The 17,835-nt window shown below is 27.7% G+C and carries 16 protein-coding genes, 1 tRNA gene and 2 riboswitches; of the genes, 8 read left to right on the top strand and 9 right to left on the bottom strand.

The genetic code is table 11. The features are described 5' to 3' along the window. Window positions 1-172: 172 nt before the first annotated feature. Window positions 173-353: riboswitch (cobalamin riboswitch) on the bottom strand. Window positions 354-658: 305 nt separating this feature from the next. Both BR69_RS0113340 and BR69_RS0113335 read left to right on the top strand, forming a co-directional pair. Further along, window positions 659-2,083 carry an MBOAT family O-acyltransferase gene (locus tag BR69_RS0113340; protein WP_027633614.1) on the top strand — a complete coding sequence of 475 codons (1,425 nt, stop codon included), beginning with the start codon at window positions 659-661 and terminating at the stop codon, window positions 2,081-2,083. A 21-nt stretch (window positions 2,084-2,104) separates the two neighbouring features. Further along, window positions 2,105-3,220 carry an alginate O-acetyltransferase AlgX-related protein gene (locus BR69_RS0113335; protein ID WP_027633613.1) on the top strand — a complete coding sequence of 372 codons (1,116 nt, stop codon included), beginning with the start codon at window positions 2,105-2,107 and terminating at the stop codon, window positions 3,218-3,220. A gap of 465 nt (window positions 3,221-3,685) precedes the next feature. On the opposite strand, the gene BR69_RS0113330 is transcribed toward BR69_RS0113335, so the two are convergent. Together BR69_RS0113330 and BR69_RS0113325 are read right to left on the bottom strand one after the other, a co-directional pair. Further along, window positions 3,686-4,237, bottom strand: a complete 552-nt coding sequence (locus BR69_RS0113330; RefSeq protein ID WP_027633612.1) for an SOS response-associated peptidase family protein — start codon at window positions 4,235-4,237, stop codon at window positions 3,686-3,688. A gap of 210 nt (window positions 4,238-4,447) precedes the next feature. Then, window positions 4,448-6,079, bottom strand: coding sequence for an ATP-binding cassette domain-containing protein (locus BR69_RS0113325; RefSeq protein ID WP_027633611.1), 1,632 nt, complete (start codon window positions 6,077-6,079; stop codon window positions 4,448-4,450). Window positions 6,080-6,357: 278 nt separating this feature from the next. Here BR69_RS0113325 and BR69_RS0113320 point away from each other — a divergent pair. Together BR69_RS0113320 and BR69_RS0113315 are read left to right on the top strand one after the other, a co-directional pair. Continuing rightward, window positions 6,358-6,433, top strand: a tRNA-Trp gene (locus tag BR69_RS0113320). A 118-nt stretch (window positions 6,434-6,551) separates the two neighbouring features. Next, window positions 6,552-7,019, top strand: a complete 468-nt coding sequence (locus BR69_RS0113315; RefSeq protein ID WP_027633610.1) for a pyridoxamine 5'-phosphate oxidase family protein — start codon at window positions 6,552-6,554, stop codon at window positions 7,017-7,019. A gap of 308 nt (window positions 7,020-7,327) precedes the next feature. Here BR69_RS0113315 and BR69_RS0113310 read toward each other — a convergent pair whose 3' ends face one another. Together BR69_RS0113310 and BR69_RS20560 are read right to left on the bottom strand one after the other, a co-directional pair. Beyond that, window positions 7,328-7,948 carry a CBS domain-containing protein gene (locus BR69_RS0113310; RefSeq protein WP_027633609.1) on the bottom strand — a complete coding sequence of 207 codons (621 nt, stop codon included), beginning with the start codon at window positions 7,946-7,948 and terminating at the stop codon, window positions 7,328-7,330. Window positions 7,949-8,034: 86 nt separating this feature from the next. Continuing rightward, window positions 8,035-8,979 carry a metal ABC transporter substrate-binding protein gene (locus BR69_RS20560; RefSeq protein WP_051623621.1) on the bottom strand — a complete coding sequence of 315 codons (945 nt, stop codon included), beginning with the start codon at window positions 8,977-8,979 and terminating at the stop codon, window positions 8,035-8,037. 171 nt (window positions 8,980-9,150) lie between these two features. Here BR69_RS20560 and BR69_RS0113300 point away from each other — a divergent pair, with 171 nt between their 5' ends. The 4 genes from BR69_RS0113300 (at window position 9,151) to rimI (ending at window position 12,554) form a co-directional block, all read left to right on the top strand. Beyond that, entirely contained in the window at window positions 9,151-10,371 is a 1,221-nt protein-coding gene (locus BR69_RS0113300; RefSeq protein ID WP_027633608.1) for an HD-GYP domain-containing protein, read from the top strand. 556 nt (window positions 10,372-10,927) lie between these two features. After that, complete coding sequence (gene tsaE, locus BR69_RS0113295) at window positions 10,928-11,383, top strand: tRNA (adenosine(37)-N6)-threonylcarbamoyltransferase complex ATPase subunit type 1 TsaE (RefSeq protein ID WP_027633607.1); 456 nt, start codon at window positions 10,928-10,930, stop codon at window positions 11,381-11,383. Between the two features lie 3 nt (window positions 11,384-11,386). After that, entirely contained in the window at window positions 11,387-12,100 is a 714-nt protein-coding gene (tsaB, locus tag BR69_RS0113290; RefSeq protein WP_027633606.1) for a tRNA (adenosine(37)-N6)-threonylcarbamoyltransferase complex dimerization subunit type 1 TsaB, read from the top strand. Beyond that, window positions 12,093-12,554 (top strand): ribosomal protein S18-alanine N-acetyltransferase, encoded by a 462-nt coding sequence (rimI, locus tag BR69_RS0113285; protein ID WP_027633605.1) that lies wholly within the window; start codon window positions 12,093-12,095, stop codon window positions 12,552-12,554. The genes tsaB and rimI overlap by 8 nt, the downstream gene beginning before the upstream one ends. A gap of 23 nt (window positions 12,555-12,577) precedes the next feature. On the opposite strand, the gene BR69_RS0113280 is transcribed toward rimI, so the two are convergent. The 5 genes from BR69_RS0113280 to BR69_RS0113260 all read right to left on the bottom strand — a co-directional run bounded on the left by BR69_RS0113280 (window position 12,578) and on the right by BR69_RS0113260 (window position 17,585). After that, window positions 12,578-13,558, bottom strand: a complete 981-nt coding sequence (locus BR69_RS0113280) for a hypothetical protein (protein WP_027633604.1) — start codon at window positions 13,556-13,558, stop codon at window positions 12,578-12,580. A 75-nt stretch (window positions 13,559-13,633) separates the two neighbouring features. Next, window positions 13,634-14,632 (bottom strand): M42 family metallopeptidase, encoded by a 999-nt coding sequence (locus tag BR69_RS0113275; protein ID WP_027633603.1) that lies wholly within the window; start codon window positions 14,630-14,632, stop codon window positions 13,634-13,636. Further along, window positions 14,623-15,663 carry a zinc-binding metallopeptidase family protein gene (locus BR69_RS0113270; protein ID WP_027633602.1) on the bottom strand — a complete coding sequence of 347 codons (1,041 nt, stop codon included), beginning with the start codon at window positions 15,661-15,663 and terminating at the stop codon, window positions 14,623-14,625. Before BR69_RS0113270 ends, BR69_RS0113275 begins: the two co-directional genes overlap by 10 nt. Before the next feature lie 197 nt (window positions 15,664-15,860). Further along, the gene (locus BR69_RS20555) at window positions 15,861-16,532 is read right to left on the bottom strand and encodes a class I SAM-dependent methyltransferase (protein WP_051623620.1); all 672 of its coding nucleotides are present in this window, start codon (window positions 16,530-16,532) and stop codon (window positions 15,861-15,863) included. A gap of 408 nt (window positions 16,533-16,940) precedes the next feature. Further along, window positions 16,941-17,585: an ECF transporter S component gene (locus BR69_RS0113260; protein ID WP_027633601.1), complete on the bottom strand. Its 645-nt coding sequence runs from the start codon at window positions 17,583-17,585 to the stop codon at window positions 16,941-16,943. A gap of 89 nt (window positions 17,586-17,674) precedes the next feature. Next, window positions 17,675-17,790, bottom strand: a riboswitch (FMN riboswitch). Window positions 17,791-17,835 lie beyond the last annotated feature (45 nt).

The following is a 17,835-nucleotide window of genomic DNA, read 5'->3' as shown; positions in this document are numbered from 1 at the left end:
CTAATATCCCTAAATAAATTATACGTTACTTAAAAAATTAAATTACTATTTAATTTAATTTTTTAAATAAAAAACACCTAACCATGAGGGTTAGGTGTAATAAACGTAACAAGATAGCAACTTTAATATTAATTAAAGATTTAGCTTCTCTTGCTATTAACCTTCCCTCCGAAGGATAGCATAATTCTAGGCAGGTCTCCTGACTTCGGGGTCATCCTCCTCTCACCTTCCCAATTGATTAATTAGTGGTCATGAGACTCGTATCCCTTTACAGTAGCGGGGGCTGTAGTGGATTTTAACCACTTTCCCTTTTAAACTTACATGAGGTAAGTACCTACAATTAATTATTCTCTTTTCTTTAATTATATATTACCACTTCCTAAGATTCAATTGAAAGTTGAAATATTTTTTTCATTACTGAAATTTTATATTCATATTCTCCTATATATTTCATAATTTCTAAAATTATATATATCCTTTCAATTTCTAAATATATTTTATGTAATAATCTAATTTTACTATTAATAGAGGATTTTCCCAAGTAATGTTGAATTATTTTAAAGTTGTATGATTAATATATTTATCCTTATTTATCTAGTAATAATTTAAATATATATTCCTTAGAATCTTTTAGGGTAATTTTAATGGGGGGTTAGTTATGGTATTTACTTCAGCAATATTTTTATTTTTATTCTTACCTTTAACATTAGTAATATATTACTTATTACCTTTGTTAAAGCTTAAAAACATTTGGCTTCTTATAGTTAGTTTAATATTCTACGCTTGGGGAGAACCGAAATTTGTTATTATAATGATAACAGAAATAGTTATAAATTATTTCTTAGCCCTATTAATAGATAAATTTAGGGAGGAAAAAGCATTAAAACTATTTTTTATGATTTCTACCGTTATTTTTGACATTGGAATATTATGCTTTTATAAATATATAAATTTTTTCTTTATTAATATAAATAAACTTAGTTCTATTTTAGGTATTAATATGAATTTTAACATTTTAAATTTAACATTGCCTATTGGTATATCCTTCTTTACTTTTCAGACCTTATCTTATGTTATTGATGTTTATAAAAAAGAAGTTCCAGTTCAAAGGAATATATTAAACCTTGGACTATATATTTCTTTATTTCCACAATTAGTAGCTGGTCCTATAGTAAGATACATAGATGTAGAGAATGAAATCCATAAAAGAGTTCATAGTTTCCATGACTTTTATATAGGCATTCGTAGGTTTATTATTGGATTCTCAAAGAAAATTTTAATTGCAAATACCCTTGGTAAAACTGCAGATATTATGTTTTCTAACCTTGATAGCTTAGCATTTACCTCTTCTTGGATTGGTATAATATGCTATTCCTTTCAAATCTATTATGATTTTTCTGGATACTCTGATATGGCCATAGGTCTTGGACATATGTTTGGTTTTACCTTTAAAGAAAACTTTAATTATCCTTATATATCTAAAGGAATTCAGGATTTTTGGAGACGTTGGCATATATCCTTATCAACATGGTTTAGGGACTACCTTTATATTCCTCTTGGCGGTAATAGAAAAGGTTTAAACCGTACTTATTTAAATCTATTTATTGTTTTTTTTGCTACTGGTATATGGCACGGTGCTAGTTGGAATTTTATAGTTTGGGGATGTTTTCATGGAATATTTATTATTTTAGAAAGATGCAAAATAATAAACCTATCTAAAATGCATCCTATATTAATTAGAATTTATACATTACTTGTAGTCATAATTGGATGGGTATTTTTTAGAATAGAAGGATTTAGAAATAGCTTAAAAGTTATAAAATCTCTGTTCTCATTATCTTCCTATAACATAAATACCATAATATATGACTTAAATAAAGAAGTATTCTTTATACTTATTATTGCTTTAATCTTTTCAATGCCTATTTTGAAATATCTTAATAATATTGTGAAATTAATAAATGAAAAAATTTATTCTACATTATATGTAATTCAAGATATTTCTATTTTCATTGTTTTTATTATTTCTATTACCTATATGATTGCATCAAGTTATAACCCATTTATATACTTTAGATTTTAATTCTTAGGAGGTGTTATTGATATGGTGAATTCTACTTATAAAAAAATAATTATATTCATATTTATGTTAATTATAATTATTCCTTTAATATTAACTTTAATAAATCCTAAGGAAATTAATTTATCTAATGAAGATAAAATAAAAAAGCCAACTTTCATTGAAAATAATAGTCTAAATAAAAACTACACTAAGGATTTTGAAAAATTTTTCTCTACTAACTTTACTAGTCGTGATAAATTTATAGAATATAATTCATTATTAAGATATAAATTATTTAATCTAGGGGCTAGTGATAAAGTTATAGTTGGCAAAAATCAGTGGATGTATCTTAATGATACCTTAGAGCAATATAATGGTAAAAAAACTTATACTGATGATACTTTAAAAAGATTCAAAACTAATATGGAGGAAAAAAAGAGGTTTCTTAATAGAAGCGGAATAGAAATGTTAGTAGTTATAGCTCCAAACAAAAATAGCATATATCCAGAATATATGCCTAGTAATAACCCTAAACTAAGAGATACTAATTCTACTGATGAATTTTTCTCCTATATGAAAAATAATTCTCATGTAAATATCCTAGATTTACGTGAAAATCTTATATCTAATAAGTCTAAGAAGGAAATCTATCATAGAACAGATAGTCATTGGAATCACCTTGGAGCTTCTATTGCTTATAAAGAAATTATTGAAGAAAGTAGTAAGCTTCTTCCTAACTTTAACCTTAAACCTTATAACATAGAAATAGATTATAATCCTAAGGATTCAAAACTTAAGGGAGATCTTTCTTCCATGCTGCTTCTAGATAAATATACTAAGGATAATTCTACTTCTATAAAAGGTAACCTTAATTATGAGTATAAAGCTTATCATGACAATGACAAGGAGATAAGAACAGAATCCTATGATAAAACCTTACCTAAGGCAGTAATATTTAGAGATTCTTTCTCCATATATCTTCAACCACTATTATCTCAAAATTTTAGTGAAGCTCTTTATATATGGGGTACCAGGCATGATAACCTTAGGGATGCCTATTTTGATAGTAATATAATTCTTAATAATAAGCCTGACATTGTTATTATAGAAATTGTTGAAAGACTTATGGATGGACTTACAATGGACTTTCATCAATAGATAAGAGCCTAATAAATTTAATTAAAAAACCTTTTGCTTTATAATTTTATTATGGATCCACCTAGTATAATTATTAAAACTTAATAAAAAACTTGTTCTCTTTAAACATATTTTTTATTAAGTTTGGTATAGAAATAGAAGCTTCTCTTTACATGTGGAGTCCCATTTAAACATATTCTTTACTAAAGCATAAAAGTACTATGATTAACTTACCTATCATAGTACTTTTATATTATATTTAAGTATTCTATATATCTATACCTAAGACTCTATACATTTTAATGCTAACTTAATAAATGTAGTTTTAAAATCTACTTTATTCCTCTATAAAATTTTAATATAAATCCTTAACTTATTCATTAAAAATATCATTGATTTATCTTATTTTATTCAGATGTATAAATTAACTTTGAAACTTAAAACCCTATAATTTATAAGTAAAGAAAGTCTACTATTTTATAGTACTTAAAATAATTTTAGTTGCTCTTTTCCATTCTGCTCTTCTATTAAAAAATCTATTTTCTTATTTATTTCAATAATCTTTTCTAAAGCTATATTGTTATCTAAATAATCATTTTGAAGCTCATTTGGTATTACTATAGGCTTTCTATGGTGAATCCTTGACATGTTTCCATTAGCTTCTGTTGTTATTATGGTAAAAGCCTTATAACTCTCCCCTTTTTTATCTAAAAATGTGCTGTAAATCCCCCCAAGAAGCATAGGTTCATTGTTTTTTAAAGTAACCTTATATTTAATTCCATTTTTCCATTCATAAAATCCACTAGTAGGAATAATCACAGTACTTTCTTCAAAAGATTTACTAAATAAAGGTTTTGACATTAATGTTTCTCCCCTAGCATTTATTACATTTATATTATTTAAAAGAAATCCCCAGTTCATAGGAAAATACCCTTCCTTAGCTATAACTAAAGACTTTTCTCCTGGAAACCTCTCTCCTTGAAAGATTTCTAACTCTTTTTTTAAAGTATTGTTATTTATAAAATATCTTCCGCACATACTATTTCCTCTCTTATAAAAACTTTTTACTTTTGTATTCTTAAACTTATTACTAAATTTAAGTAAAATTAGTTTTTCAGTATTATCTTATAACTTACTTAACTAAGCAAATTTAAATATAATTTTTATATAAATATTCTTACTAACATACTGTAATTCTAATTAATATTTCTTTACCTTACTTATATATTTCATAAGATAATTTGATTATTATAAACCGCTTGTTAATTTACTATACTCATAAGAACTTATGACTTCCTTTGGTATTCCTTTCTTTTTAATTATACCGTTATCCATTAATATTAACTCATCAAAATGTTTTAAGTTATTTTCAGATAAGTTATGAGTTACAACTATTAATGTTTTATCCTTTATATCATATAATTTCTCATTAACCAATATGGTGTTATGAAAATCTAATGCTGAAAAAGGTTCATCCAATAAAAGTACTTCCTTATCCATTAACAACACTTTAACTAAAGATAATAATTGCTTTTCTCCTCCACTTAATTCAGTGCAATCTTTCTTATTAGTCATTAAACTTATTTTTTCACATTGGTAGTAATTAATAATTTCTTTCATGTTAGAAATATTATAAGATCCATAAATACTAACATTATTTATAAAATCATCTTGAAATATGTGTTCAAACTGATTTAAACATGTAATAACCTTTGTTATATTAATATCCTTTATATCTCTTCCATCAACATATATATTTCCACTTTCTGCACTTAAGTATTTCATTAAAAGATTTAGAATAGTAGATTTTCCTGATCCACTATGACCTATAATTGCGTATTTTTTACCTTTCTTAAAATCAAAATCAAAATTTTTTATTTCAAAGTCATCAAATTTTATTGATACGTTCTTAAATTCTATTTTATTTTTAAAGTCATGTATATCTTCTAAGTCTACTCTATTATAGTTTATAAAATTGAGTAAATTATTTTTTATTGATTTTGCTGATTTCATATTTGTTATATCTCCTATAATATATCTAATAGGATAAACAAATTCCTTTATATACGCTAACCCTCCTGACGCAGTTCCCACAGAAATCTTCCTCTGAAGTAATAATATAGCTACAACTATGAAGGCTGATATATCCAATAAATACATAAAGAATCCATTGAATATGTTTGTAAAAGTACTAAATCTTCCATAATGTAAAAGTTTATCTTCTGTTTTAGCTAAAGATTTATAATGCTCTTTTGAAATATTCTCTTCAGTTTCTAAACTTACATTTTTAAATCCTTCAAGAAGGTCTTTTACTTTACCTATATATAAGGAAACCCACTCTAAATGTTCCTTTCTTCTACTAGACAAAGTCTTCTCAGTAATATTAGGCAAAAATAAAGTTAATATGGAGGAAATAATTATAACAATAGCTATCCTTGAATCTAATAAAAACATAAATATCCCATATACTATTACTTGGATACTGGATTGTATAATAGACACCATACTATCTATATATTTAAATGCTACTGAAACATCATTATTTAAAATTGATATGTAATAACTAACACTATTTTCATTAAATTTTCTATAATCGTATCTTAAAATAGAATCAAAAATATCTCTTTTAATTAATAGATTAAAATTTTTTTCAAATTTCCATGCATATAATTGGCTTATATATTGGAATACCATTCCTATAATAGCTATTAAAAAATATATTCCTATAAGCAGAATAACCTCATGACTTCCCTTTGAAAAATCATAGTCAAATAACCTTTTAATTACAAGAGGAATCATGGCAATAGGTATTATATAAAAGGTATCAGCTATAACCTTTATTAGGATTATTCCTTTTAATTCATATAAATATTTTTTCATTTTACTTAAACCCCTCTAACACAAACTCATCTCTATATTATACCAAATTTATAACTATATATAATATTTTTGTAATTTTAAATTTAACTTCCTCCTCCTATAAAAATTAATTATTTCAAGTATTTTTAATTTAATGTGAAATCTTCTTATAATATTAAAGCTTTATATGTTGAAACCCTTGCTCTAAATATAATTATAATTATATTTACAAATCATTAGATTTTATAAAACTATTGAAAAATAATCCAGCATATGATAATATTATATAATAAAAATATAGGGGTATAGCTCAATTGGTAGAGTAGCGGTCTCCAAAACCGTTGGTTCCGGGTTCAAGTCCTCGTGCCCCTGCCATATACACATAATCGTTATTAATTAATAGTTCTAGTAGGTTTTATAATCTGTTAGAGCTATTTTTATTCATATCCTTAAAAATGTTAAAATAATAAATATTATAAAAGGGGTTTTGATTATGTTTAAAGAAATGCGTAAAAGTAATAGAGAATTAACTGAAAGTCACGGAATAACTATCCTAGAGCAGGGTGAATATGGAATTTTATCTACCTTAGGTGAAAATGGATACTGCTATGGTGTTCCTTTAAGTTATGTTTATCACGATAACGCCATATATTTTCATGGTGCATTAGAAGGTAATAAAGTAGACAATCTACTTTTAAACAATAAGATTTCTTTTACTGTAGTTGGTAAAACAGAGGTTCTACCTGGTAGCTTTAGTACTAAGTATGAAAGTGTAATTGCTTTTGGAAAAGCAATCGAAATACACGAAGAAGAAAAAATTCAAGGTTTAAAAGAGTTAATACTTAAATACTCAAAGGATTTTTTAGAGAGTGGAATGGAGTATATAAAAAGAGCTTCAGATAAAACTAAAGTTTTTAAAATAGAAATAGATAAGATTTCTGCCAAAGGTAGAACAAATTAATACTTTCCCTTGAAATTTAATTTGATTTCTTATTTTAAGTTAATTTAAATTCTGTGGTTTGTAAATTGGCTTTTTACTTTATATAAAAACCTAATATTAACTTATATAAATATAGGCTTTATTACTAAACTCTAAGTTCTAGTAATAAAGCCTTGTGTTTTAAAATAATATTATACTATATACTAACTCTTTAGTATTAATAATTATTTACTATTAAAGTACCTCTCGTTCTAATAGCAAGTCATTATAATTTAAAGTTAGAGTTAAATTATAATGCTAGACCATGTCCTAAACTAAGAACTACTTTATTAAACTATTTTAAATCCAGCATCTATAACCTTCTCTTTTACAAGGTTAAAGTTTTCTGTTTTCATTCTTATTACTATCTCCTTAACAGATAAAACGCTTTCTGGATCTACTACTACAAAACTTATTATATCCGCATTATTCTCTGATAAAACCTTAGATAGCTTAGAAATTTGTCCTGGAACATCGTGAGCCATGACAGCAAGTCTATTTCCCTTATTTAACCCGAACAATTGGGTAAACTGTTCAAATACAGCATGATGAGTTAATATACCTTGGAATATTCCTTTATCATCTACCACAGCTACAAAAGCAATGTTTTTAACTTCCAATATGTGTACAGCCTTCTCTATCTCTTCAAATACTTCAATAGAAGGTATATCTGTTCTCATTACATCCTCTACATCAAAGTCATTTAAGAAACATTCCTTATCTTGACATTTTTCAAAATAAAAAGCATATATCTTATCCTTTGATATACTTCCAAAGAATTTGTCTCCTTCTACAACTGGAATTGATAAAAAATTATTCTTATTTATAAATTCCAATGCAGTTCCAATAGATGCCTTTGGAGTTACTGTTATAAGCTTTTCTTTAGGTAGCATTATATTCTTTACTAACACCTACTCATCCCCTTTCAATTCTCTATGTCTCATTTAAATAATTTTTTATATCCTATATTATACTTTAAATTTACTGTAAATTCAAACTATTTGTGCATTTCCTTCTTTTCACTAAAATTTTTCATCTTTTCTATATTTTTTAACATCATAGACTTATAACCTATATCTTCTGAATCTAAAAGAAATTCAACAGTGTTCATACTATAATCTTTTATTAGCTTCTCATAATTTTTCAACTGTTCCTCATTATTGTATATATATATAAGATTTTCTGTAGATTTTAGTTTTTGGTTCACCTTTTCTATTTCTTCTCTCTTTGTCCCTTCTCCACTAGGAATCTTTATATAGTTTAATCCTGTAAACTTAAAAAAATAATCCAAGGTATCATCTGTTAATACAAAAGTTTTTCCTTCTAATTCTTCACTGACTTCCCTTAACTTACTTATTATTAAATCTACCTTTTCCATCTCCTCATTGAAGCTTTTATCATAAAAACTTAAATTTTTAGGATCTTTTTCTCCTATAGCATTTTTTATATTTAGTAATGCTGTTTTATATTCTTCAGGATTTAACCAATAATAAGGATTTTCTTTTACCACCCTATCATTATATTTAATAGGTAAATTTAAGTTCATAAGTCTTATACCTCTTGAAGCATTTAAGACTGTAACATTATCTCTTTTAAGTTCATCTACAAAACTAGAAGCCCAGGGCTCATAAGAAGCCCCAAAGTATATAAATAAATCTTTTTTACTTATATTTTTAATACTATCCTCCGTGTATTTAAAATTCCATTGACTCTTTTGATCCTTCATCATGTAAGTAACTTCATGCATATCTTTAGTAATATCACGTACCATATGATATAGAAACTTATTTGTGGTAATTATTGAAAGATAGGTTTCCCTCTCTTTTTCCCCTTCTATTTTTACAACATTAGATTCTGATATATAATGACTTATTAAAATAAAAGATATAACCATAAGGTTAGTGATAATAAAAGATATAAAAATTTTATAGCCTCTTTTCATAACTAATCATCCTTTAATACTATTTTTATTACATAAATTATATTACAATAATCAATATGGAAATTATAATTTTCATATTACTTCTTATTGTCTATAATCTCTTATACTTTGGTATAAAACTACTGACTGTGCTAATAAATTTAATTATATCAGAAAAAAGGGGGTATGTTTATGAAAATCAAGGTTAATAACCTGGTATCTTCTTTAGGTATTTTACTTGACCTAAATCAAAAAGCTTCTCAAGTAAACATCCTAGAAGCTTCATCTATGGTCAATTATGACTTTAAAAAGTTTTCTCATCATTCTATAAAGTCTACCTATATTGCCATGGAAATATGCAATGAACTTGATTTTGATTATGATTGCAAAAAAAAAGTTTATGTTTCTTGCATGCTTCATGATATAGGCATTAATTCCTCAAATAATTATTATTTAGATACGAAACAGCTTATACATGATCATTGTGAAAAAGGCTCTAAAATACTAGAAAAATTCCCAAAGTTCAGTAATTTATCCAACATAATATATTATCATCATGAAAATTATGATGGTTCTGGTATTTTTAATATATCAAAAGACTTGATTCCCATAGAAAGCCAGATAATAAGGCTTTCGGATATTATAGAGACTATATATTACGACTCATCTTCACCTGATTTAAGGAAACATATAATAGAGTGGGTTAAAAATAACAGTGGAAAGTTATTTTCTCCCTTACTTTCTAGTGCCTTTTTAAGGATTAGTAAACGAGATATTTTTTGGCTTAACTTAGATAATATAAGCTTTCATGATTTTGTATTTAAAAAGTACACACCTAATTTTGACTTAGAACTTTCCTTAAGAGAGTTTTTAGATATATCTTATGTTTTTGCAGATATTGTTGATATGAGTAGCTCCTTTACTGGAGAACACTCTAAAAATATAGGGGATTTATCCTATATGATATCTAGTTCTATAGGATATGATGAAGAAAAATGTATTAAGATGAAAATTGCAGGGCTTCTTCATGATATTGGGAAATTAGCTATTCCTAGATCTATACTAAATAAAAATTCTTCTCTTACAATAGAAGAATTTCATATAATGAAATCTCATGTATATTATACCAACTTAGTCCTTGAAAAAATTGAGGATATTCCTGATATATGTGAATGGGCATCAAATCATCATGAAAAATTAAATGGTAAAGGATACCCTAGAATGTTAACTGGAGAATCCCTTAGTGAGGAATGTAGAATATTAGCTGTATGTGATGTATATCAAGCTCTTCGTGAGGATAGGCCATATAGAAAAGGCCTTAACAATGATACTATATTTAAAATTTTAAATGAGTCTTGTAATAACGGATTCCTTTGTAAAAATGCCTTGTCTCATTTAAAAAATGCTTTATAATTTAAACTTTATAAAAAACATAGATATTCATCATCGCTAAAGGTCTTATTACTATAATCATTCATGTTATTATAAGACCTTTATATAAATTTATTTTAAGCTTCTATTTTACACGCTAAATCCCTAGTTTACCATTCTGTGATATACTATACTTTTTAAGGATTTTAAGATAAAATTAATAAGAGAATTTTTAATGTTACATTATAATTAATATATATTGGGTAAAACTTTAAAATATAAAAAAGTTTAATTTTATATTTTAAAGTTTTATTATAATAATAATCTTAATTCCTGTGAATTTTTCACTTAAACTTATTACTCTAATAATTCCTTAGACTCTTAAATTCTTATATATAATGTTAAAATCATATGTTATTAGAATCTATAGGGTTTAAAGTTACTTTATCCATATGGCTAAAGCAAGACAAGTCAATGATATTTTAATGGATAAGTTAAGGACTTATATTAAAACCCTTGGTAATCTTAAATTTATTATTTAAATTAAATTCTTATTTTACATATTAGGAGGTGACTTAGGGTAAATCCCTAAAATTCTATGGAGATAATAGTAAATAGCGTGGAAGAAACCTTTTCAATTGGGCAAAAATTAGGTGAACTTTGTAATCCTTCAGATATATTTTGCCTTATAGGTGACTTAGGTACTGGTAAAACTCATCTTACAAAAGGTATAGCTAAAGGACTTTCTATTACAGACTATATAACAAGTCCTACCTTTAACATAGTTAATGAATATGATAGTGGTAGACTTAAATTTTATCACTTTGATGTATACAGAGTTAATGACCCTGATGAAATCTATGCCATAGGTTTTGATGAGTACATATTTAGTGATGGTGTTTCAATTATAGAGTGGGCAAACTATATAGAAGAACTTATACCAGAGGAATACTTACTTATAAAAATAGAAAAGTTACCTGAGATTTCAGAAACTGCAAGAAAAATAACTCTTGAGCCCTTTGGAAAAAAATACGACTATATAAAGGAGATTTAACTTATGAAGATATTAAGTGTAGACTCTTCCTCTGAGGCAGCTAGTGTAGCTGTATTAGATGGTGATAAGCTACTTGGAGAAATTAATTTTAATTATAAAAAGCAACATTCTGTTTTACTTATGGATATGATAGATAAGGTAATCACTAATGTAAATCTTACTATAGATGACATAGATGCCTTTGTAGTCTCTAAAGGACCTGGTTCATTTACTGGACTAAGGATAGGTATGGCAAGTATAAAGGCTATGGCTCTTGCTAAAGAAAAACCTTTTATTGGGGTTTCCTCCCTAGACGGACTTTCAAATAACCTTTTTGGAACTGAAGGAATTATATGTCCTATAATGGATGCCCTAAGAGGTAATGTTTATACATCATTATATAAATTTAATAGCGGCAGTATAGAAGCCCTATCAGAGCATATGATAATTTCTATAGAGGAATTATGTGATAAACTTAAAGAGTTTAAGGGCCCTTATATCTTTGTTGGAGATGGTACTGATAAACACAAAGATAAAATATCATCCCTTCTTAAAGATACCTACTTTACACCTGGCCATTTGAACTTTACTAGAGCTTCATCTCTTGGTACCATAGGATATAAGATTTTAAAAGAAGGAAAAAATGATGACTTACTAGGCTTTGCTCCTGTTTATCTTAGACAATCTCAAGCTGAAAGAGAATATGAAAAGAAAATGGGTGTTAGTGTCTATGAATAATATAGAAGTATTCCCCTTTACTAATGAGCATATAGATGATGTAACAAAAATAAGTGCTCTAAGCTTTACTACCCCTTGGAGTCGTGAATCTATAGAAAAAGAGCTTTACAATGTGTTTTCTAAATATGTAGTAGCTAAAATAGATAATAGAATCATAGGCTTTGGAGGTATGTGGCTTATCATAGATGAAGGTCATATAACAAATATAGCAGTTCACCCTGAGTTTAGAGAATATGGTGTTGGAAGTAAAATCCTTCAAGGATTAATTCATATATGTAATGAACATAATGCTCATGCCATGACCTTAGAAGTCAGATCTTCTAATTTACCAGCCCAAGGCCTTTATAAAAAATATGGTTTTTTAGAAGAGGGAATAAGAAAAAAATATTATGAGGATACTGGTGAAGATGCCATCCTTATGTGGAAACGTGATGTTTTAAAAACCACTGTGTAAAGTTTATCACAGTGGTTTTTATTTTAACTTAAAATTCCTTCTATAAGTTTAACTCCTTCCTCTATATCCAAAAGACTTACCATTTCTTCACTACTATTAATGTATCTAAAAGGAAGAACTACTGCTCCTGTCCTGCACCCCTTACCTTCCTTTTGAATAATCCTTCCATCTGTAATACTATTAGAGGTAATTTTCTTCATTTTAATATTGTTTTTCTTTTTTACCTCTTCTAATATCTGTTTTATTTCATCATGAATTATTAAGTTCCTATCCATAATCTTCATCCCTAGACCTTCTGAAAGCTTTAAACTTCCCTTAGCGCCTATATAATCTCCTGACTCTTCTCCCTCTATAACTATGGCGTAATCTGGCATTACACTATGTGTTAAAGCTCTCGCTCCCCTTCCCTCTAAATTATGTTGGGTTGTAAATACAAAAGTTATATTATAAGGTAATGATTCTAAAGAAGTTCTATCTTTTATATTTTCTATTACCCTAAGAAGAATATATGGTCCTATTCTGCTACTTAACCCTGGTCCCATTATAATATGATTAAATTCTAAAATATTTCCACTAAAAAAAGCTACATCTCCTTCTTCCACATACTTTAAAGCCTCTTCCTTTGAGGATACTCCTATATCAATAAACATATCCCCTATTTCATCACTAGCTTTTTCCATAGCAACTCTTCCTCTTGTCCCATTCTCAAACTCAACTATTCCACCTTGAAATTCCCTTAGATTAAAATCCCCTATAGAACCACACCTTATAAATCCATTATCTTCTATATAAGTAGCTATTACTCCAACGGTATCCATATGAGAGCATATAGTAAAAGTTTTTTTATTCTTATCATTGGTAAGGTTAGAAATTATATTCCCCATAGGATCTATTTTAAATTCTATTCCAAGATTAGTCAGTCTCTCTTTAATAACTTCCCTAATCTTATCTTCACGTCCACTAACTCCATAGGTTTTTATAATGTTTTCTAATAATAAATCCATAATTTCCCCTCTTTTCTTAATATTAATTATTAGAGTTATTTCTAAATGTATTTACAATATAATTTAAAATACATATTATAAAGTTTTTAAATATTCCATGACAAGGTTCTTAGTGTTCTCTATGTCTTCTTTAGAGGCTACTGATATAGATGAATGAATATATCTACAAGGAACTGATATAGTAGCCACCTTTGCACCTTCCCCTACCATTATTATTGCTCCTGCATCATTTCCTCCAGCTATGGCACGTCTTCTCTGATAGGGTATATTTTTCACCTTTCCTACTTCCATTATTTCTTTTGCTATATCATCATTAAATATACTAGTTCTATCCATTATTGATATAGCCGGTCCTTTTCCTACCTCTGTGGCCCTTAAGTGAGGTGATATATAAGGCATGTCTGCACATATAGTTCCCTCTAAAACTATTCCTATATCTGGCATTACATTATAAGCTGATACATATGCTCCCCTATCACCAATTTCTTCTTGAACAGTAAATACTCCATATAAATCGCAATTATAATTTTCCTTAAGAATTTCTATAAGTACATAACATCCCATTCTATCATCAAAGGCTTTTCCTTTTATAAGATTCTCCCCAAACTCCTCCAACTTAGTATTAAATACAACATACTCTCCAAGGTCCACTACTTCCATAGCTTCTTTTTTAGAATTAGCTCCTATATCTATACATAAATTTTTATATTGCATATTCTTATTTCGCTCTTCTTGACTTTGAAGATGAATAGGCTTTATTCCTATAACTCCATTTATTTCTTTATCTCCTATTAAAACTGTCTTTGATGGTATAACCTTATTATTCACTCCTCCAAGAGCCTTAAATTTTAAGGTTCCATCGTCGTTAAATCCAGTAATTATAAATCCCACTTCATCCATATGGGCATCTACCAATACCTTAGATCCTTTTCCCTTTTTGTGGACTATTATATTTCCCATCACATCTACTTTTACACTATCTACGTAAGGCTTGACTTCCTTAAGTATTATATTTCTAACTTCCCCTTCAAAACCTGAAGGGCCCTTAGCATCACAAAGAGTTTTTAAAAGCATATTAAACCCTCCACTTCTTCAACCTTAAGGTCTTCTATAAACTTTGCTATAAGTCTTCCTGTATTATTTACATCCTTTATATTTACAACCTCTACAGAGCTATGCATATATTTTATAGGAATAGATATAAGTACTGTTGGAACACCTTCTTTTGTGATTTGAAGAGGCCATGCATCTGTACCTGTACTGCCTGGTTCCACTTCCAACTGGTAGGGAATATTGTATTTCTTCCCTGTATCCATAAGTCTTTTTCTAACCTTTGGATGAATATTAGGTCCTATGCATATTACCGGTCCATTTCCTACAACATTATCTCCTTCTTCATATCCTAAACTTCCACTATGAAAGGTTGTATCTATTACTATTCCAATACTAGGCATTATATTATAAGCTGCTGACCCAGCCCCTCTAGCTCCCACCTCTTCTTGTACTGAACATACAGAATATACATCTAAATCATGTTTTATATCTCTAAGCTCATTAAGGGCAACAGCCATAGAAAGAACTCCCGCTCTATTATCAGCACATTTACATCCTATATTATCATTTAAAAGTTCTACAGATTCTCTATTAATTGTAATAAAGTCTCCCACTTCTACAATACTTTCCACTTCTTCTTTTGAATATCCAGTGTCTACTAAAATCTCATCCAAAGATACTGCCTTTTCTCTATCTTCCTTAGTCATAAGATGGGGTGGCTTTATTCCCATAACTCCTTTTATTTGTTTTTTTCCATGAATAACCACCTCTTGAGACACCAGTGTTTTAACATCGATTCCCCTTGATTTTACCTTTAAAAATCCTCTCTCTAAAATTTCTGTAACCATTAAAAATATTTCATCACAATGGGCCATAATCATTATTTTACCTTTAGACTCCCCTTTTTTCTTTATATATAAGTTATTTAGGTTGTCTTTTGAAATCTCTCCATAAGGGCTAAATATATCCTCTATTACAGGATGGATAAGATATTCTTTACCACTTGGGCCATGAGACTCACATAATGTCTTTAAAAGCTTCTTTTCATCCATAAAGTCAATAAGCCAAAAGGCTTACCTTCACCTACCTTTCTAATATTGGTATCATGTAATAAACAAGTTTCTTGTTATACCAATGAAAACCTTTAACGTAATATCTTTTTTAAATTGTACCATATTATTTTATAATTTGAAATTATATACATAAAAGCTACTGATATAAATCAGTAGCTTTATTATTAAACACCTTGTTATTTTACTGTATAAATCTGATGCTCTCCTTGACTAAAAACCATATTAAAATCATTAAATCCTGCTTCTTTAAATAACTTTTTTTGAGTCTTAAAAGAAAATGGAATATCTATATGATAAATCTTAGATTTATCATATTTAATATCTTTAAGCAATGCTTCTCTTCTTTCTAAGCAAAATTCTTCATGCTCCTCATCTACTACATAGTCACCCTCTATATACATTCCATTAGTCTTTAATGATTGTTTTATCTTCTTATATAGATTAAGCTTTTCATCATATAAGAAATGATGCATTGTCATTACACTAAATATATAATCATATTTACACTTATTGAAAGGATATTCTAAATAGGATTCATTTATTATATTTATTTGATTTTTGTTATCCTTGTACTTTTTTTCTAGAATATTAAGCATACCCTTAGATAAATCTATGCATGTAATTTCTGCATTAGGAGCCTTTTTTAATATATATTCTATTTCAAGTCCAGTTCCACATCCTAAATCTAATATGGAAATTCTCTCTTTTGTATACTTCATAGGATGGGATATAAGTTCATAATACTTATCAAAGGATTTAACTGTATTTTTCATATGATCCTCATATCCATCTGCCCTTAAATTAAAAAAATTTCCCATTTCTTCTATATCTATTTTCTCTATACTCATAATCATATCTCTCCCTTTTATAAGATTTTAAAAGAGGATAATGCCATGATTCTTTTAACTTGTCTTACAACCTTATAAAATTTTAGAAAAAGTTTATATAATTATATAAAACAAAGTATGACCTTAACTTATTAATAAAAATAGCCTTTAAAAGAAGCATGGCAAAAAAGCCTAATAATATTAGACAAAAACTTCTTAAAACAAGCTGTAAATTTAATCTTAAATTTTAACTTTACTATAATTAAATAAGTTTTAGCATACTTATACCTCCAACTCTTAAACTTATGCATAATATACCATTTATTAATTTAAATGTCAATAAATTCATATATATAAAATAAGCTACTAAATTAAAAGCTTAAAGCTTAATTTAGTAGCTTGTTATTTCCCTCTTATATAAACAAATACTTATTTCTTTGTTACTGCACTCCTTGGAAAACTTACCTCTCCCTGAAGCACTATAGATATCTTTTTATATATAGCAGCTGTTATAAATGACACTGCAAAACCTTTTAGTAAATTAAACGGAATTATAGCCCATAAGACTAATGAGGTTAAATCCTTTATATTTGAATTTAATTTTGTTCCCATCCCTATTATAGCTTCCATTGGCATTCCAAAGGCCTTAGCATAAAATGGTATCATTATTACATAGTTTAGTATTCCTGCTAAAACAGACATTACTATAGTTCCAACTACTAGTCCTGTTACTGCACTTTTTCTTGTTTTTTTCATATTATATATATACCCTGATGTAAATACAAGGACACTACCTACAAAAAAGTTTGCAATTTCTCCTACCATGGCTGTTGAGCTTCCTTTAATAGCAGCATGTAAAATATTTTTTAAAAGCTCTATTACAACCCCTGCAATTGGACCTAAGGCAAAAGAACCAACTAATGCTGGTAAATCACTTAAATCAATTTTTAAAAAACTAGGAAAAATAGGTAGTGGAAAATCAAATAACATTAACAAGAATGCCATTGATCCTAATAAAGAAATTTTGATTAGAGTATTTAGGTTTTTAAGCCCTTTGCCACTCTCTCTTTTCATAAAACACCCTCCTTATTTTTTCCTCAGGGTATGGATTTTAGAATATAAAAGCCCTGGCATATAAATATACCAGGGCAGAACATTCAAAATCTTTCCTTCTTTCATCCAGACTTTACTGTCGGCCTCGGAGTTTCACCGAATCATGCCAAAATGGCTCGCGGGCTTTACCGCCGGTAGGGAATTTCGCCCTGCCCTGAAGGATAACTATTTGTTTTATATTTCACTTTTATTATATACTGATGTTAGAAAA

Origin of the sequence: Clostridium hydrogeniformans DSM 21757 (assembly GCF_000686705.1) — a bacterium.
GTDB lineage: Bacteria > Bacillota > Clostridia > Clostridiales > Clostridiaceae > Clostridium_Z > Clostridium_Z hydrogeniformans.
This window is presented reverse-complemented; position numbering and strand designations above follow the sequence as displayed.

Excerpts from the sequence above, each read along its gene's own strand:
- rimI (WP_027633605.1), top strand. The coding sequence starts at position 12,093 with ATGAATAATATAGAAGTATTCCCCTTTACTAATGAGCATATAGATGAT.
- BR69_RS20560 (WP_051623621.1), bottom strand. The coding sequence starts at position 8,979 with ATGAAAAGAGGCTATAAAATTTTTATATCTTTTATTATCACTAACCTT.
- BR69_RS20555 (WP_051623620.1), bottom strand. The coding sequence starts at position 16,532 with ATGAGTATAGAGAAAATAGATATAGAAGAAATGGGAAATTTTTTTAAT.
- BR69_RS0113300 (WP_027633608.1), top strand. The coding sequence starts at position 9,151 with ATGAAAATCAAGGTTAATAACCTGGTATCTTCTTTAGGTATTTTACTT.
- BR69_RS0113260 (WP_027633601.1), bottom strand. The coding sequence starts at position 17,585 with ATGAAAAGAGAGAGTGGCAAAGGGCTTAAAAACCTAAATACTCTAATC.
- BR69_RS0113340 (WP_027633614.1), top strand. The coding sequence starts at position 659 with ATGGTATTTACTTCAGCAATATTTTTATTTTTATTCTTACCTTTAACA.
- tsaE (WP_027633607.1), top strand. The coding sequence starts at position 10,928 with ATGGAGATAATAGTAAATAGCGTGGAAGAAACCTTTTCAATTGGGCAA.
- tsaB (WP_027633606.1), top strand. The coding sequence starts at position 11,387 with ATGAAGATATTAAGTGTAGACTCTTCCTCTGAGGCAGCTAGTGTAGCT.
- BR69_RS0113280 (WP_027633604.1), bottom strand. The coding sequence starts at position 13,558 with ATGGATTTATTATTAGAAAACATTATAAAAACCTATGGAGTTAGTGGA.
- BR69_RS0113270 (WP_027633602.1), bottom strand. The coding sequence starts at position 15,663 with ATGGATGAAAAGAAGCTTTTAAAGACATTATGTGAGTCTCATGGCCCA.
- BR69_RS0113325 (WP_027633611.1), bottom strand. The coding sequence starts at position 6,079 with ATGAAAAAATATTTATATGAATTAAAAGGAATAATCCTAATAAAGGTT.
- BR69_RS0113315 (WP_027633610.1), top strand. The coding sequence starts at position 6,552 with ATGTTTAAAGAAATGCGTAAAAGTAATAGAGAATTAACTGAAAGTCAC.
- BR69_RS0113330 (WP_027633612.1), bottom strand. The coding sequence starts at position 4,237 with ATGTGCGGAAGATATTTTATAAATAACAATACTTTAAAAAAAGAGTTA.
- BR69_RS0113275 (WP_027633603.1), bottom strand. The coding sequence starts at position 14,632 with ATGCTTTTAAAAACTCTTTGTGATGCTAAGGGCCCTTCAGGTTTTGAA.
- BR69_RS0113335 (WP_027633613.1), top strand. The coding sequence starts at position 2,105 with ATGGTGAATTCTACTTATAAAAAAATAATTATATTCATATTTATGTTA.